15 protein-coding genes and 1 tRNA gene are annotated in these 16,301 nt (G+C 32.8%); all 16 read left to right on the forward strand.

The annotated features are described in order from the left end of the window. Window positions 1-5: 5 nt before the first annotated feature. Window positions 6-578: an aminoacyl-tRNA hydrolase gene (gene pth / locus GKG00_RS04800; RefSeq protein WP_154254507.1), complete on the forward strand. Its 573-nt coding sequence runs from the start codon at window positions 6-8 to the stop codon at window positions 576-578. Then, on the forward strand, window positions 575-4,081 hold the full coding sequence (gene mfd / locus GKG00_RS04805) for a transcription-repair coupling factor (protein WP_154254508.1): 3,507 nt from the start codon (window positions 575-577) through the stop codon (window positions 4,079-4,081). Before pth ends, mfd begins: the two co-directional genes overlap by 4 nt. Before the next feature lie 11 nt (window positions 4,082-4,092). Beyond that, window positions 4,093-5,058 (forward strand): peptidylprolyl isomerase, encoded by a 966-nt coding sequence (locus GKG00_RS04810; RefSeq protein WP_094206926.1) that lies wholly within the window; start codon window positions 4,093-4,095, stop codon window positions 5,056-5,058. A 114-nt stretch (window positions 5,059-5,172) separates the two neighbouring features. Next, window positions 5,173-5,463 (forward strand): HU family DNA-binding protein, encoded by a 291-nt coding sequence (locus GKG00_RS04815; protein WP_002835383.1) that lies wholly within the window; start codon window positions 5,173-5,175, stop codon window positions 5,461-5,463. Window positions 5,464-5,530: 67 nt separating this feature from the next. Then, window positions 5,531-6,025 (forward strand): hypothetical protein, encoded by a 495-nt coding sequence (locus GKG00_RS04820; protein WP_154254509.1) that lies wholly within the window; start codon window positions 5,531-5,533, stop codon window positions 6,023-6,025. Next, on the forward strand, window positions 6,025-6,906 hold the full coding sequence (locus tag GKG00_RS04825) for a YitT family protein (RefSeq protein ID WP_154254510.1): 882 nt from the start codon (window positions 6,025-6,027) through the stop codon (window positions 6,904-6,906). The genes GKG00_RS04820 and GKG00_RS04825 overlap by 1 nt, the downstream gene beginning before the upstream one ends. A gap of 26 nt (window positions 6,907-6,932) precedes the next feature. Continuing rightward, a complete protein-coding gene (locus GKG00_RS04830) occupies window positions 6,933-8,132 on the forward strand; it encodes a diphosphate--fructose-6-phosphate 1-phosphotransferase (protein WP_316449755.1) in 1,200 nt (399 codons plus the stop codon). A gap of 100 nt (window positions 8,133-8,232) precedes the next feature. After that, window positions 8,233-8,308 (forward strand) — tRNA-Lys (locus GKG00_RS04835). A gap of 45 nt (window positions 8,309-8,353) precedes the next feature. Further along, window positions 8,354-9,145, forward strand: a complete 792-nt coding sequence (locus tag GKG00_RS04840) for a metallophosphoesterase (protein ID WP_154254512.1) — start codon at window positions 8,354-8,356, stop codon at window positions 9,143-9,145. 105 nt (window positions 9,146-9,250) lie between these two features. Continuing rightward, window positions 9,251-9,571: a hypothetical protein gene (locus GKG00_RS04845; protein ID WP_154254514.1), complete on the forward strand. Its 321-nt coding sequence runs from the start codon at window positions 9,251-9,253 to the stop codon at window positions 9,569-9,571. Window positions 9,572-9,639: 68 nt separating this feature from the next. Then, window positions 9,640-12,084: a hypothetical protein gene (locus tag GKG00_RS04850; RefSeq protein ID WP_154254515.1), complete on the forward strand. Its 2,445-nt coding sequence runs from the start codon at window positions 9,640-9,642 to the stop codon at window positions 12,082-12,084. Beyond that, window positions 12,084-12,932: an ABC transporter ATP-binding protein gene (locus GKG00_RS04855; protein ID WP_002838543.1), complete on the forward strand. Its 849-nt coding sequence runs from the start codon at window positions 12,084-12,086 to the stop codon at window positions 12,930-12,932. The genes GKG00_RS04850 and GKG00_RS04855 overlap by 1 nt, the downstream gene beginning before the upstream one ends. Window positions 12,933-13,062: 130 nt before the next feature. Beyond that, the gene (gene rpsL / locus GKG00_RS04860) at window positions 13,063-13,476 is read left to right on the forward strand and encodes a 30S ribosomal protein S12 (RefSeq protein WP_002835374.1); all 414 of its coding nucleotides are present in this window, start codon (window positions 13,063-13,065) and stop codon (window positions 13,474-13,476) included. Window positions 13,477-13,585: 109 nt separating this feature from the next. Then, window positions 13,586-14,056, forward strand: coding sequence for a 30S ribosomal protein S7 (gene rpsG / locus GKG00_RS04865; RefSeq protein ID WP_002835373.1), 471 nt, complete (start codon window positions 13,586-13,588; stop codon window positions 14,054-14,056). A gap of 28 nt (window positions 14,057-14,084) precedes the next feature. Next, window positions 14,085-16,172, forward strand: a complete 2,088-nt coding sequence (fusA, locus tag GKG00_RS04870) for an elongation factor G (protein WP_154254517.1) — start codon at window positions 14,085-14,087, stop codon at window positions 16,170-16,172. A gap of 13 nt (window positions 16,173-16,185) precedes the next feature. Continuing rightward, window positions 16,186-16,301: GTP-binding protein (locus GKG00_RS04875; protein ID WP_154254518.1), on the forward strand; the 116-nt coding region annotated here is incomplete at its 3' end.

The raw sequence follows: 16,301 nt of genomic DNA on the forward strand, positions 1-16,301 counted from the left end.
ATTATATGTATTTAATCGCAGGACTGGGTAATCCAGGAAGTAAGTACGAATACACAAGACACAATGCCGGATTCATGGTTATAGATGATTTGGCAAAAAAATTGAATATTAAGGTGAACAAATTAAAATTCAAATCGTTGATTGGTGAGGGATTTATCGGAGACGAAAAAGTGATTTTGATGAAGCCTTCAACTTACATGAATGATTCTGGAAAAGCTATCTTGGATTGTTTTAATTATTATAATTTATCAGCAGAAAATCTCATTGTTATTTGCGATGACATTGATATTCCTTTCGGAACTATTAGGATAAAAAAGAAAGGCTCTGCAGGAACTCACAATGGGTTAAAATCCATTATATATCTTATTCAATCTCAAGATTTTGCAAGAATAAAAGTATCTGTCGGTCAAAATGACAACAATTACGATTTGAAGGATTTTGTGTTGTCACAATTTAGCAAGAAGGAATTCGAAGTTTTAGAAAAAGAAATTGACATGTCAAGTGATGCGGCTATCAAAATAGTAGAAGAAAATGTCGATTATGCTATGAACAACTTCAATGGGAAAAGCTTGATATGAATTTTCTAACTAAAATTTACGAGGATAACACAGAATTTCAGGGATATTTAAATTCGCTATCATCTGATAATTCGTCTATTTACATTCACGGTGTCATTAAGGAAGCTTTTGCAAGTTTTGTGTATGCAACATCCAAAAACATAGACAAACCTCTTGTCGTAGTTGTAGAAGACAATATGAGAGCGAGAAATTTGACAGAATATCTGAATGATATTGAAGATAATATTTGTGAATTTTTCCCAAGCAGAGAACTTAACTTGTACAACGCAAGATCACTGGACGATAATGCAGAAGATCAAAGAGTAAATGTGTTGTTCAAATTATTAAACAACGAAAAATTCATCATAGTTACTACATTTGATGCTTTAACGAAGAAAATCACAAAAAAATCTGTAGCAAAAAAATACGCATTTACAATCAAAGATACTGATTTGATAAATTTGGAAGAACTTCAAGAAAAGTTGAAGGTGTTGAAGTACGAAAGAGTAGACACCATAGAATCCAAGGGACAATTTGCCATAAGAGGTGGAATTGTAGATATTTTTCCAGTACACAGCAGATTTCCTGTGAGAATTGAATTGTTCGATGACGAGATAGATTCTATGAGGTTTTTTGAAGTATCAACTCAAAGATCAATTGAAGATTGCAAGTTCGTCGACATCATTAGTTGCAGCGAATTAATTATTGAAGAATCAAAGAAAGAATCCATTATTAATTCTATTCAGAAAAATCTGGATAAAAGGGTTAATCATCCGATTTTTGGAGAAAATGTAGACAACGTCAAGGACAAATTCGAAAAGTTGATGGAATACATCAGGAGTGATTTGGAATACGAAATCGACTTGGTATCATGTTTTCTTACAAAAAAAGATTATGATACTGTGTTTGATTATTTTTTAGATGACAGCATAATGCTGATTGAAGATTTGTCCAGATGTTATGATATTTACAAGGAAAAAGAAAAGAGATTTTTGGAAGATTTCGTGTATTTGGTTGAAAAAGGAGAAGTTTTATCCAAGCACGAACAATCACTTATTCCAATTTCCGATATTTTGAAATTGATAAAAGCGAAAACTTCTGTCAACATTACAAGTTTGGTCAAAAGAACTAGACTTATCGAATCAAATGCGATGTATCAGTTTAAAACATTGGAAGCGCCAAACTTTAACAAGAATATCGACAGTTTGGTTGAAAATATCAAATCCAACAGTTTAAGGGGATTCAAGCAAATCGTGTTTGCGGCAAATGTCGAACGAAAAAATATGCTCAAGGATTTGTTCTTAACTAATGGAATTCCAACTCTTGAAGCTGAAGATTATAATGCAAATATCAAATCGTCGCAGGTTTTGATTACTCAGAAGAATTTGCCAAATGGTTTTGAAATAAAAGATCCTAAGTATTTGATAATTACTTATAAGGAAATTTTCGGACGCGAAAAACAAATTCGAAAACGTAAGAAGAAAAAAAGTACCGGTCAGGATATTGTAAATTATTCTGATTTGAATATCGATGATTACGTGGTACACGAAAATCACGGGATTGGTCAGTACAAGGGAATTGAAAAAATCGATGTAAATGGAATACAAAAAGATTACATTGTAATTCAATATAAAGCAAATGACAGGCTGATGATTCCAACGGATCAGATGAATTTGGTCCAAAAATACATCGGCGGTGGCAACATCAAAAAGCCTTCATTAAATAAATTAAGTGGAAATGATTGGGCAAAGGCAAAGCAAAAAGCTAAGAAATCAGTCGATGAAATGGCAGATGATTTGGTTGAATTATATTCAAAAAGAGCCAAATTAAAAGGATATCAGTTTTCTCAAGATACTGAATGGCAAAGGGAGTTTGAAGATTCATTTCCTTATGAAGAAACAGATTCTCAAGTAAGATCCATTGAAGAAATCAAAACCGATATGGAATCTGACAGACCAATGGATAGGTTATTGTGTGGTGATGTTGGTTACGGAAAAACAGAAGTTGCAATCAGAGCTTGTTTTAAAGCTATAATGGACGGGAAACAAGTTGCATTCTTAGTTCCAACTACAATTCTCGCACAACAACATTTCAACACAATTAAAGAACGATTCAGAGATTATCCTATCAGAGTTGAAATGATGAGCAGATTCGTCTCTCCAGCACGTCAAAAACAAATAATGAAGGATGTGCAAAGAGGTCTTGTAGATTTATTGGTGGGGACTCATAGAATTTTGTCGAAAAATTTGAAGTTCAAAGATTTGGGATTATTAGTAATTGATGAAGAGCAAAGATTTGGTGTGAGACACAAAGAAAAATTAAAATCTATGAGAGAAAACGTAGATGTGCTTACACTGTCAGCAACTCCAATTCCTAGAACTTTACAAATGGGTTTGACGGGAATTAGGGATATGAGTTTATTGGAAGAACCACCAGAAGACAGAACTCCGATATCAACTTATGTTACAGAGTACAATCCTAGTTTGATAAGAGATGCAATAATCAGAGAACTAGACCGCGGTGGACAGATATATTTTGTGTATAATAGAATAGAAGATATTGATCAGATGGAATTTAAATTGAAAGAATTGGTTCCTGAATTAAACATAGCGATAGCTCATGGAAGAATGAATGAAAAAGAGCTAGAAAATGTAATGCTCGACTTCCAAGATGGAATTTATGATTTACTATTGTGCACAACTATTATAGAAACAGGTCTTGATATACAAAATGTCAACACAATGATAATTTATAATGCAGATAAGATGGGCTTGTCGCAATTGTATCAATTAAAGGGACGTATTGGACGATCTGATAGAACTTCGTTTGCTTATTTCACATATGAAGGGCAAAAATCATTGACCGAAATTTCCGAAAAACGACTTATGGCAATAAAAGACTTTACAGAATTTGGATCTGGTTTTAAAATCGCAATGAGGGATTTGGAACTCAGAGGAGCTGGAAATCTTTTGGGAGAAAGTCAACATGGTCACATCGCAAAAATCGGTTATGATTTGTATGTGAAGCTTTTGGAACAAGCAGTCAGAGAAGCCAAGGGAGAAACTATTTCTGAAAATAAGAATACAGTCACAATCGAAATCAAAGTCAACGGATACATTCCTGAAGATTATATTTCTGAGAATGAAACAAAGATTGATATCTACAAAAAAATCGCATCTATACAAGATGAAGATGATTATTCTGAAATAATTGATGAATTAATCGACAGGTTTGGAGATGTTCCTAAGCCTATCGTTAATATAATGGATGTATCTATAATCAAAGCGTTCTGCGCGAGATTGTCCATTGAAAGTATAAAAGAAATAAAGGGAGAACTTTTCTTGCAATTTTCTTCTCCTGACAAAATTTCATTAGAAACATTAAAATACTTGACAGAAAATTACAAAAAAGAAATGAGATTTGATTTGTCAGAAAAACCTAAAATCATTTTGGGATTTGAGGACAAAAATTTAAGAGATCCTATCGAAGTATTATCGATACTTTTGAAGGATAATGAGAAATAATTGGAGGAAAAATGAAGAAATTTTTAGCAATTGTATTAGCTGTGATGATGGTAATGGTAACAGGATGTTCTAAAAAACCAGACGGAGCAGTGGCAAAGATTGGCAAAGAATACATCTACCAAAAAGATGTTGACAAGGTAATGGAAGATTACAAACAATATTATGGACAAGATATTTTCAACCCTAACACTGAACAAGGTAAGGAAGCTTTGAAGCAAATCCAACCTAAAATCATTGATATGCTAATTAACGAAAAAATCGCAAACAAATTAATGAAAGATAAAAAAATTGAAGTGTCTGATAAGGAAGTTCAAGCAGAAGTTGACAAGCTTCAAAAACAATTAGGTGGAGCAGACAAATTCAAAGAACAACTTAAAAAAGAAAATATGACAGAACAAGCTTTGAAAGAACAAATCGAAAAACAATTGAAGAACAAAAAACTTTCTCAACAATTTGAAAAAGACTTCAAACCATCTGACAAAGAAATCAAAGACGAATTTGACAAAAACTTAGACACTTATACTCAATATAACGCAGATCACATTCTTTTTTCTGGTAAGGATGACAAGGGTAAAAACTTGGACGACACTAAGCTTAAAGCAAAATCAGAATTAGCAAACAAAACTTACGAAGAAGTAAAAGATGGTAAGAACTTCAATGAAGTTGCCAAAGCAAAATCAGAAGATCCATCAGCTAAGCAAAATTCTGGTAAATTAGGTGATTTCTTATCATCTACAATGGTAAAAGAATTTTCTGATGCATTAAAGAAAATGAAACCAGGTGAAGTTTCAAAACCTGTTAAGACAGAATTTGGATATCACATCATCAAACTTAACAGTAAAGTTACTGAATTAGATAAGATGACTGATGCAAATAAACAAAATGTTAAGACAGCAATTTCCAACAAAATTATCCAAGAAAAAGTTCAAAAAGAATTTGAAAAACAAAAAAAGGATATGGGCGTAAAAATTTACTAATTTTTAATAAAAAAACGCTGTTTTTTCAGTCAAAACACTTGAAATAAAAAAAATATTACTGTATACTGTATTTAAAATAGGTTTTAACTATTTTGAAAATTTAAGGAGGAAAAGATGAATAAATCTGAATTATTAACTAGTATAGCTAAAAAAAGTGAGCTATCAAAAGTAGAAAGCGAAAGAGCTTTAAACGCATTCATTAAAACTGTTGAAGAAACATTAGCAAAAGGTGAAAAAGTACAATTAGTAGGATTTGGTACATTTGAATCAAGAGAAAGAAAAGCTCGTGAAGGAAGAAACCCAAGAAATCCTGAAGAAAAAATTCAAATTCCTGCATCAAATGCGCCTGTATTTAAAGCTGGTAAATCTTTAAAAGAAGCAGTTAACAAGAAAAAGAGTAAATAGTTTATAAATCAGGCCTATGGCCTGATTTTTTATTATTAAACTTTTAATTATCAAAGAAAGATTGATTATGATTTACGATTTTTATATTAACAAAGACATAAAGGATAGATTTAGAATTTTATCGGATGATAAGCTTATCTATTCAGGATATAAGGAAGGAAATAGCACTTCGTTTTTCGATGCATTCATTGGGTCAAGCTTTGACAAGGGATCAAACTTTGTGTTTTACGATGAAAACGAAGATGTCGTGATGAAGGTTGAACGTATTTTTTATGATAATAACAAAAAATACGTAATAAATTCCAAGAATGTCAATTTTACATTAGAGTCTGACATGTCTAACACTATTAAATACGACAACGACAAAGTAATTGATATTTCTGATTTTAAACATATCAATGTACTAGATTTTGGCAATATAGAATTAAACAAGAAAGGTTTCAGCATCTATGAAAAGTTTACATTGGATGTAAAGGATGAAAACTACACATTCGTTGTCATTGCTGTGGCTTTGTTTATATGGGATGTATATATTAAAGAAAGATTAGGATTTATAAAATAATGAGTAAAACGGATTTTTTTGTAAAAAATTTTGGTAATAGACATGAAGCCAAGAAGAAAATCATTTCAATTTTGTTGGCTAACTTATTGGCTGCCGTTGCAATTGACTTTTTCTTCAGTCAAAAGAACTTTCTAAGTGGTGGTTCTACTGGTATTGGATTGTTGGTTCAATATATGACGGGAATTCCTACAGGAGTTACAGTGTTCTTACTTAATATTCCAATTATGATTATTGGATACAAATACTTAACTAGACAATTTGTAAATTACGCAGCGATTTCTACCATTGTGTTGTCAATATATTTGACATTGTTCCATTATCTTCCAAATCCATTTATCTTAAAAGATGATATGCTTGTAGCTGTGGTTGGTGGAGCGATAAATGGCACGTCGATGGGTACGCTTTTTAGATTTGGTACATGCAGTGGTGGTTTGGATATCATAGCTGCTATTATGAAAAACGAAAAAGATATTTCAATAGGAAATGTACTCATGGCTTGTAATGCAGTAATCATAGCTATAGGTAGTGCATTGTATGGTATTGATAAAGGATTTTATACTATTATTTCGATGTTTGTAGCTTACAGAGTTTTGGATAAAATCGAATTGGGAATAGGTGAAACTAAACAAGTTTTCGTAATAACTTCGAAAAACGAAGAAGTTGCAAATATTATTATGCAAGATATGAATCGTGGTGTCACTTTCTTACACGGAGAAGGTGCTTATTTGAATAACGAACAAGATATAATATTCTGCGTTTTAAAGAGAGGACAAGTTGCTTATTTGAAGAAAAAATTGAAGAAGCTTGACCCTCGTGCATTTATTACGGTAAATGACGCATACGAAGTATTGGGTAAAGGATTTGAAAGAGAAGAATATTAAGGAGTGGTATTATCAAAAACTTATTAATAGCACAATCAGGTGGACCGACATGTGCCATCAACGCAACATTGGCTGGTTGTTATAAAAAAGCAATTGAGCTAGGATTTGACAATGTGTACGGAGCTTTATACGGCGTGCAAGGATTGCTAGATTCTAAAATCATAGACTTGAAAGCACAAATCAAAACAGATGAAGATTTGAACAGATTAAAAATCACTCCAGCAAGTGCATTGGGATCTTGCAGATACAAAGTAGATAGCGAAGAAAAACTTGCAAAAATCGTGGAAATTTTGAAATCATATAACATTAATTATTTTATCTACATTGGTGGTAATGACTCAATGGACACAGTGTATCAATTATCCAAATACATCGAAAAAATTGGAGAAGATATTCATGTAATGGGCTCTCCGAAAACAATCGACAATGATTTATTTGGAACTGACCATACACCAGGATTTGGCTCTGCAGCGAAGTTTGTAGCAAATTCTGTCTATGAAATAGCTAAAGATGTCGAAATCTACGACTACAGAACTATAACTATTGTTGAAATCATGGGACGATACGCTGGATGGTTAACAGCAGCAGGAGCAATCTCCAAGAAACTTTGTAACCTTGGAGCAGATCTTGTGTATATAAGTGAAGATACATTTGAATTTGATAACCTAGTCAAGGAAATCAATGAAAACTTCAAGAGAACGGATAATATTTTGATTTTAGTAAGTGAAGGTATTAAAGATTCTTCCAATAACTTCATATCCAAAACATCTGGCAAGAAAGACAAGTTCGGCCATGCACAATTGCAAGGGCCATCTCACATAATCAGAGATAAATTAAAAGAAATTTACGATATGCCAATTAGAAGTATTGAACTGAACATACTTCAACGATGTGACATGTCATTTGCATCCAAGACAGACATTGAAGAATCATTTGAAGTTGGAGAATTTTCTGTAGAATGTGTAGAAAATCATTCAGGTAAAATGGTAGGAATCAAAAGAATTTCCAACAAACCTTACAAGACAGAATTCGAACTTGTAGATATAGAAAAAGTTGCCAATAAAACGAAAATGATAATTCCAAAATACACAGACAGCCATTTTCAAATCGACGACGAATTTATGGACTACATTCTTCCTTTAATCGAAGGAGAAATCGACGTAGAATACAAAAATGGAATAGCACAATACTTTGCATTCGACAAAGAAGATATTGTGAAATTGTAAAATCAAGAGCAGAGTTTGTAATAATTCTGCTCTTTTTTAAAAATTTGTAAAAAACACTTTACAAAACAATATTATTGTGCTATCATAGAAAGGTAGTCGTGGTTCATTAGCTCAGATGGTAGAGCACCTGACTTTTAATCAGGGTGTCCCGGGTTCGAGTCCCGGATGAGCCACCAATAGCCGAGCTTTTGTAGCTCGGTTTTTTTAATTTGAGGTGAAAAATGTATTTAATTATATCCGCATTGATATTATTATTTTTATTAGTATCGATATCGTACAAAATTAACATAATACAGTACGAAATAAAATCTGAAAAGATTGACCGTGAAATGGACATATTATTCTTATCGGATCTTCATTCATGCGATTATGGAATAAATCAAAAGAAATTAATGGATAAAATAAAATCGGTCGATTGTGATGTGATTTTGTTGGGTGGAGATATTTTAGATGACAAATTAAAACCCAAAAAAGCATTTGAATTACTGGAACAATTGCAACAACTTGGTAAAAAGATGTACTATGTTCATGGAAATCACGAAAAAAGAATAGAAAATCTGGTAGAAATAGATGAGGCAATCAGAAAATATAATGTACAAATTCTCAATAATGAAGAAGTGTTCTTATCAAACAACATTAAACTTATCGGAGTGGACGATTCATCTGGAAAAATTTTGGATGATTATGAAAACAAGTTAGATGATTTAGATGAAAAATTAAATTCAGAAAATTTTAATATCTGTTTGATTCACAAACCAGATTATTATTTCAAGAAAAATCTAAAAAATTTCGATTTGATGATATCAGGGCACACTCACGGTGGACAATGGAGGATTCCTTTTATATTAAATGGTATTATATCTCCGGGACAAGGTTTGTTTCCAAAATACGCAGGAGGAATGTACAACGACTATTATACACTGATTGTGTCACGTGGACTTACCAAGGAAAAGACCGTAGTTCCAAGGATATTTAATCGACCAGAAATCAATTTAATAAAATTAAAAATGTGATATTTATTTTTAGGAAAACACTTGACAAAAACTAAAAATAAGTATAATATTTAATTGTAAGGTACCTTAAAGATAATTATCAATAAATAAAAGAAAGGAATTAACATGGGAAAAAATTTAAACAAAACAATTAAAGGAACACTATTACTTACTGGTCTTTTAATGATGGCACCGGTTTTGACACAAGCGAAATCTGCTGATAAGCCTCCAATTGAAGCACAGTATGAACAAAGAAAGTATGTAACAATAACTATGAGAAATGTTGGAACAAAATATTGGTACGAAAGTGCGGGTTATAAAGGTTATTTGTATAGATCTACAAGATCTGCTTATGAGAAAAATGGAGTTTCGTATTATAAATACTCTGGAACTGTTTATAGATTTACGGGCGGTGGTCCTAGTCCTGGTGGAGGATACAGATATTAATGTTTATTTAGGTAAAAGTCGGTTTTTGCCGACTTTTACCAAATATTTTTAAGTTAAAGGAGACAAAAATGTTTACTTACAAACTAAAAAAATTATACAGATACAAGATGATTCCATTTTTGATTCTGTTTTCTATAACTATGGGAATTGTTGCTTTTTTTTTACATTTTAATACAACAAACCATGCGTTTGATTTTCTTTTTTCAAATGATATCTTCATTTCTAATAATATTAGTTGGGATGAGTTGATCATCAAAAAAACTAATTGGAAGAAAATAACACCGGAAGAACCTGACAAAAAAAGCTACGAAGACCACAAAGCGTACCTAAATGAAGGGAAAAATGTATTAAAAAACTTGATGAAAGCTCATGGGCTTGATGAAAACTACAAGTATGATAAGTCTAATTATAATGAAAAGGATATCATAAAGTACACTAATGAATTGGATGCTCTGAATAGTAAGTACAATACAGATGAGAACATGGATAATCCGAAGGAGCTTAGAAGAAATGTACTGATATCAGAAGGCTACATAAATTTCTTAAAAGAGAGAAACTCCGTAGAAGATAGATTGATTGACGAGAATGACAATCACAGTTTCAGCAAAGTGATATTTGATGAAGCTGGTGTAATTTTTGGAGCTGTGCCAATAATTCTACTAGGCTTCGTGATGATTTTCACAATGAGAGAAGATGATATAACCAGCGTAACATCGAATTCCAAAATAAAGGATGTGGCAAATAATTTTGGTATTATTATGTGTATGATATTGATGTATATTTTCATTTCCTTACTTACATTATTAGTGGCATCCTTACTAACTGGAAATGGTGTGGGTGATTTAACATATCACTATGACTCTACATTTGTTATTAGGACTGTTCAGGACAGGGGTGGTTCGATAAGAGAATACTCATACGTTATGAGAACGCCTTTGTCCACATTTTTAAAGAGTGTATTTCCTTTTGCGTTAATAACTATGTCGTTTGGATTTGCGTTTTCTTTTGTTGATAAACTTATACAAAATACCAAAGTAAAGTACTTTACTTTGATTTTGATAATGAGTTTGCTATTGGTTGATTTTAATTTCTTCAATCATGCATACAATCCTCTAAGCTTGTTCAAATCGTACTCGATAAAACCAGTAATTTCAACCGTGGTTATGCTTTTGATATCAGCTAAAGGTACGATTTTTTTGAACAGGAGAAAAGAATTCACATCACATGATACATACAAAGAGCGAAATGTATTCAACTTAAAAGGTTCCGTGAAAAACTGTGTATTATCATTTAATGGGTTTTTGATATTGTTTGTAGTGTGTGCTATTTTGGTTGGAAATATCTGTTTACAAAACAATTGGCACAATTTTAATTCCACTCAAATTAAAGAATATAACGATCTTAATTCTACTAAGGAAAATTGGGAATATAGGTATATTGATGAGATTAAGGCAAAATATGGCAATAGCAAAAGAGCAAATGAAATGATAGATTCTCATTCAAATACTTTGGAATTTTGCGAAAATGAGAACAAATACTTCGAAGCTTATGAAAATAGATACAAATCTCCTCAAAAGTTCAACAATTTGAATAAGGAAAGGGTAACTGAGTTTAATGTTGTTTTTTATAATGGTGCAGCTAGCGAAACAACTGGAATGGTGGACGTATTCAACGATTTTGCACTTGAAGGAGCATTCTTCAAACAAAAATACATGATAACCAATAACATTATGCCAACTGACAAATATTATATTCCGGAATTAGGAATTGATTATAATCCATTTGATGTGGATAGCTTCAAGGGAATTTTGCCTAAAATCAATTACTACATTACTCATGGAATATCAGAGAGAACTAATGCTTTTGCGATGTTACACGATTACTTCTATCTTAAATTTAATGTAGTGTTGATTGTGTTTGCGGTATTGCTGTTCACATCTACTATTATAAAATCGAATAAGCAGCTTGAACTTAAATCAGTACTTCCTGTAAGTCGAACAAAATCGTACAAGTCAAAGATAATGGAAAGCGTAATATACGCGATTGGTATAAACATCGTTGCAGTTTTGGTATTATTCTTAGCTGGTGGTATTATGGGTGGATTTGCAGACAGTGATTTTCCAATTATTAACTATATTGTGGACGGTGGAATTATTTACTCAAATGTTGGTCCATTTCTGGTGTATATACTAGAATCTTTTACAATAACTGTGTTGTTTACGATATTTATCAGTATGTTTGTAAATTCTATGTACACTGCTACTAACAAACTATTTACGATATTAATATCTATAATTGCATTGATAATTCCATTTACCGCATTTAAATACATGGGAGCAATCGGATCTTTTATTCCATTTAACTATGTGGATTCGGGATTTGTATCTACGGGATTTTTGTCGGCGTTGATAAGACAGAATTCTTACACGATGGTGATGGCTGTTGTAGTTCTTGTGATTAGTTCAATATTGTTTTATGTATTGGGCAGAGTTTCATTTGGCAGGAGGAAATAATGTTAGAAGTAGTAAATATTGAAAAAAGTTACGGAAAGAAAAAGATACTTCACGATATATCTTTTAGTATTGAAAAAGGACAAATCAAGGCTTTGGTAGGCCCGAATGGCTCTGGTAAGACTACTTTGATGAATACTATGACTAATCTTCTTAAAAGAGATGGCGGACAAGTTTTGGTAGACGGCAAAGAGTTTAAGGATGAGAAGATTTTTAATCATATTTCTTTTTTCAAAGATGAGAAAATCTTGGATGAAAACTTGTACGGCATGGATTATTTGAACTATATCAAAAATGTCTATAAAAGAACCAAGGATGATGTGGATAGGGTTATCAAAGAAATAGGAATTGAAAGTTTTGTAAAAAGCAAGACTGGTTCGTATTCTTTGGGGATGAAAAAGAAGCTGATGCTTGCGATGGATTTCTTGCCACAAAGAGATATTATATTGCTTGATGAACCGCTTTCTGGTCTTGATCCAACTAGCGTTATAAAGATGATGGCTCTTATAAAGAAGAAAGCAAAAGATGGACAGGGAATTTTAATATCCAGTCACTCTTTAAACGATATCGATGAAATAACCAATAATATTTTGTTCTTAAAAGACGGGAAAATTTTGGAAGAAGTTTTGGAAAATGAAAAATTTATAGAGATTATTTCAAACGATAACGAAAAATTATCATCTGTTTTGAAGTCCAAGGGTTTTAATATGGACAAAAATATGATAAGCTTAAACAACAATAGTATTAATGATATTTTGTCTATTATTATAGAAAATAATATTGAGATTTTGGATATCAAAAGACGTTCGAAAACTTCTCAAGAACGATACAAAGAAATTTTCGGAATTTAAAATAAAAATATGCAAAAAACTAAGAATTTGTTTGACATATCATAATGTTAATGATAGAATATACAAGGATAAATAAGAATATCTTGTATATTCTTTTTTTATGCATAAAAAAATTCAGGAGGTGGAAAATTTGCCAACAATTAATCAATTAGTAAGACAAGGAAGAAAATCTAAAACTTACAAATCTGATTCACCAGCTTTGAGTCGTAACTTCAACAGCATCAAAAAAAGCTATACAGAAGCTAACTCACCTCAAAAAAGAGGCGTATGTACTTCAGTAAGAACTATGACTCCTAAAAAGCCTAACTCAGCACTTCGTAAGGTTGCCAGAGTTCGTTTAACTAATGGTATGGAAGTTTTATCTTACATTCCAGGTATCGGACACAACCTACAAGAACACAGTGTTGTATTAATCAGAGGTGGTAGAGTAAAGGACTTACCAGGGGTAAGATACCACATTGTCAGAGGTGCTTTGGATACTGCAGCTGTTCAAAACAGAATGCAAGGTCGTTCAAAGTACGGTGCTAAGAAACCAAAGAAATAAAACAAAAACAAAAGGTATTAGTGTGAATAAAAGATTTTAATATACATTTATAGCACAGCGATGTAATTCGAGTACCTGAGAAATACTAAATAGTAAGGAGGGAAGCGAAGTGCCAAGAAAAGGACATGTTCAAAAAAGAGAGGTAATGCCAGATCCAGTTTACGATGATAAGACAGTTACTAAGCTTATCAACAACATTATGTTAGACGGAAAAAAAGGTACTGCCCAAAAAATTGTTTATGGTGCTTTTGATATTATCAAAGAAACTACAGGAGAAGACGCTCTTGAAGTATTCTACAAAGCAATGAACAATATTATGCCTATCTTAGAAGTTAAAACTAGAAGAATAGGTGGAGCTAACTACCAAGTTCCTATCGAAGTTAGACCAGAAAGAAGACAAACTTTAGGTTTGAGATGGTTAACAACTTATACAAGAGCTCGTGGTGAAAAAACTATGGTTGAAAAGTTAGCTAAAGAAATCATGGATGCAGCTAATAACACTGGTGCATCAGTTAAGAAGAGAGAAGACGTACACAAGATGGCTGAAGCTAATAAGGCTTTTGCACATTATAGATACTAATCTATCGGAAAGTAAGTAAGGAGAAAAAATGGCTAGACAAGTTTCATTAAAAGATACAAGAAACATTGGTATAATGGCCCATATTGATGCCGGTAAAACGACAGTTACTGAACGTATTTTATACTATTCAGGTAAAATCCATAAAATTGGGGACACTCATGACGGTGCCGCTCAAATGGACTGGATGGTTCAAGAACAAGAAAGAGGTATTACAATTACTTCTGCAGCAACAACTTGTTTCTGGAAAGGTAACAGAATCAATATCATCGATACACCGGGTCACGTTGACTTCACAGTTGAAGTAGAAAGATCTCTTAGAGTTCTTGACGGTTCAGTTGCTTTATTCGATGCGAAAAGCGGTGTAGAACCACAATCAGAAACTGTTTGGAGACAAGCTGATAAATATGGCGTACCAAGAATTTGCTTCATCAATAAAATGGATGCAACAGGCGCTGATTATTTCATGTCTGTTGACACTATTAGAGAAAGATTGAGAGCAAATGCTGTACCTATCGAAATTCCTATCGGAGCTGAAGATAAATTCGTAGGTGTAGTTGATCTTATTACAATGAAAGCTAATATCTACAAAAACGAACTAGGAACAGAATTCACTGTTGAAGATATTCCAAGTGACTTAGTAGAAGTAGCTGAAAAATATAGAGCAGAATTATTAGAAAACATAGCAGAACACGATGAAGAGTTAATGGAAAAATACCTTGAAGGTGAAGAATTAACTGAAGAAGAAATCAAAAGAGCTATAAGAACTGCAACAATTGCTAACGCAATGAACCCAGTACTTTGTGGTTCTGCATATAAGAACAAAGGTGTTCAACCATTATTGGACGCTATCGTTGATTATATGCCAGCACCAACTGATGTACCAGATATCAAAGGTGTGGATCCTCAAACTGATGAGCCAACTACAAGAAAATCATCAGATGAAGAACCATTCGCAGCATTAGCATTCAAAATCGCAACTGACCCATATGTTGGTAAGCTTGCGTTCACAAGAATTTATTCAGGAAGTGTTGAGTCAGGAAGCTATGTTTACAACTCAACAAAAGGTAAGAGAGAAAGAATTGGTCGTATCTTAATGATGCACGCTAACAAGCGTGAAGAAATTGATAAAGCATACGCTGGAGACATCGTAGCTATTATCGGATTAAAAGATACAACAACAGGGGACACTTTATGTGATATGGATAGCGAAGTTATCCTTGAAAACATGGAATTCCCAGATCCAGTAATTTCGGTAGCAATCGAACCTAAAACAAAAGCAAGTCAAGAAAAAATGGGTATTGCTCTTGCAAAACTTGCAGAAGAAGACCCAACATTTAGAACATATACAGATGAAGAAACTGGCGATACTATAATCTCTGGTATGGGTGAACTTCACCTTGAAATTATCGTTGATAGACTTTTACGTGAATTCAAAGTAGAAGCTAACATCGGTAATCCACAAGTTGCTTACAGAGAATCAATCACTCAAGCAGCTGAAGCTCAAGGAAAATACGTTAAACAATCAGGTGGACGTGGACAATACGGTGATTGTACTCTTAGAGTTGAACCAATTGACAATCCTGAAGAAGCAAATGGTATCGAATTTATTAACGCAATTGTCGGTGGTGCTATTCCAAAAGAATACATTCCATCAGTTCAAGCAGGTGCTGAAGAAGCAGCTCAAACAGGTATCTTAGGTGGATATCCAATGCTTGATATGAAGATTACTCTTTTAGATGGTTCTTACCACGATGTCGACTCATCAGAAATGGCATACAAAATTGCCGGTTCAATGGGCTTCAGAGCAGCAGTTGCTAAAGCAAAACCAATCTTATTGGAACCAACAATGAAAGTTGAAATCACAACTCCAGATGAATATTTGGGAGATGTAATGGGAGACGTTTCATCAAGAAGAGGTAAGATTGACGGTATGAATCCTAAAAATGGTGTACACGTATTAGATGCGTACATTCCATTGGCAGAAATGTTTGGATATGCAACAGACTTAAGATCAAAAACTCAAGGTCGTGCAACATATTCAATGCAAATGGATCATTATGAACAAGTTCCGAACTCGATTGCAGAAGAAGTAATAGGAAAAAAGAATAATAAATAGGAGGCTTATATAAATGAGTAAAGCTAAATTTGAAAGAACAAAACCACATGTTAACATTGGTACAATAGGTCACGTTGACCACGGTAAAACAACATTAACTGCAGCCGTAACACTTGTATTAAACAAGAG

The organism is Finegoldia sp. BIOML-A1, assembly GCF_009678325.1.
GTDB lineage: Bacteria > Bacillota > Clostridia > Tissierellales > Peptoniphilaceae > Finegoldia > Finegoldia magna.

What these genes read in the sequence shown, in the direction of transcription:
- GKG00_RS04810 (WP_094206926.1), top strand. Translation starts at nt 4,093, where the DNA reads ATGAAGAAATTTTTAGCAATTGTATTAGCTGTGATGATGGTAATGGTA.
- GKG00_RS04815 (WP_002835383.1), top strand. Translation starts at nt 5,173, where the DNA reads ATGAATAAATCTGAATTATTAACTAGTATAGCTAAAAAAAGTGAGCTA.
- GKG00_RS04825 (WP_154254510.1), top strand. Translation starts at nt 6,025, where the DNA reads ATGAGTAAAACGGATTTTTTTGTAAAAAATTTTGGTAATAGACATGAA.
- fusA (WP_154254517.1), top strand. Translation starts at nt 14,085, where the DNA reads ATGGCTAGACAAGTTTCATTAAAAGATACAAGAAACATTGGTATAATG.
- GKG00_RS04845 (WP_154254514.1), top strand. Translation starts at nt 9,251, where the DNA reads ATGGGAAAAAATTTAAACAAAACAATTAAAGGAACACTATTACTTACT.
- GKG00_RS04850 (WP_154254515.1), top strand. Translation starts at nt 9,640, where the DNA reads ATGTTTACTTACAAACTAAAAAAATTATACAGATACAAGATGATTCCA.
- mfd (WP_154254508.1), top strand. Translation starts at nt 575, where the DNA reads ATGAATTTTCTAACTAAAATTTACGAGGATAACACAGAATTTCAGGGA.
- GKG00_RS04840 (WP_154254512.1), top strand. Translation starts at nt 8,354, where the DNA reads ATGTATTTAATTATATCCGCATTGATATTATTATTTTTATTAGTATCG.
- pth (WP_154254507.1), top strand. Translation starts at nt 6, where the DNA reads ATGTATTTAATCGCAGGACTGGGTAATCCAGGAAGTAAGTACGAATAC.
- GKG00_RS04855 (WP_002838543.1), top strand. Translation starts at nt 12,084, where the DNA reads ATGTTAGAAGTAGTAAATATTGAAAAAAGTTACGGAAAGAAAAAGATA.
- GKG00_RS04820 (WP_154254509.1), top strand. Translation starts at nt 5,531, where the DNA reads ATGATTTACGATTTTTATATTAACAAAGACATAAAGGATAGATTTAGA.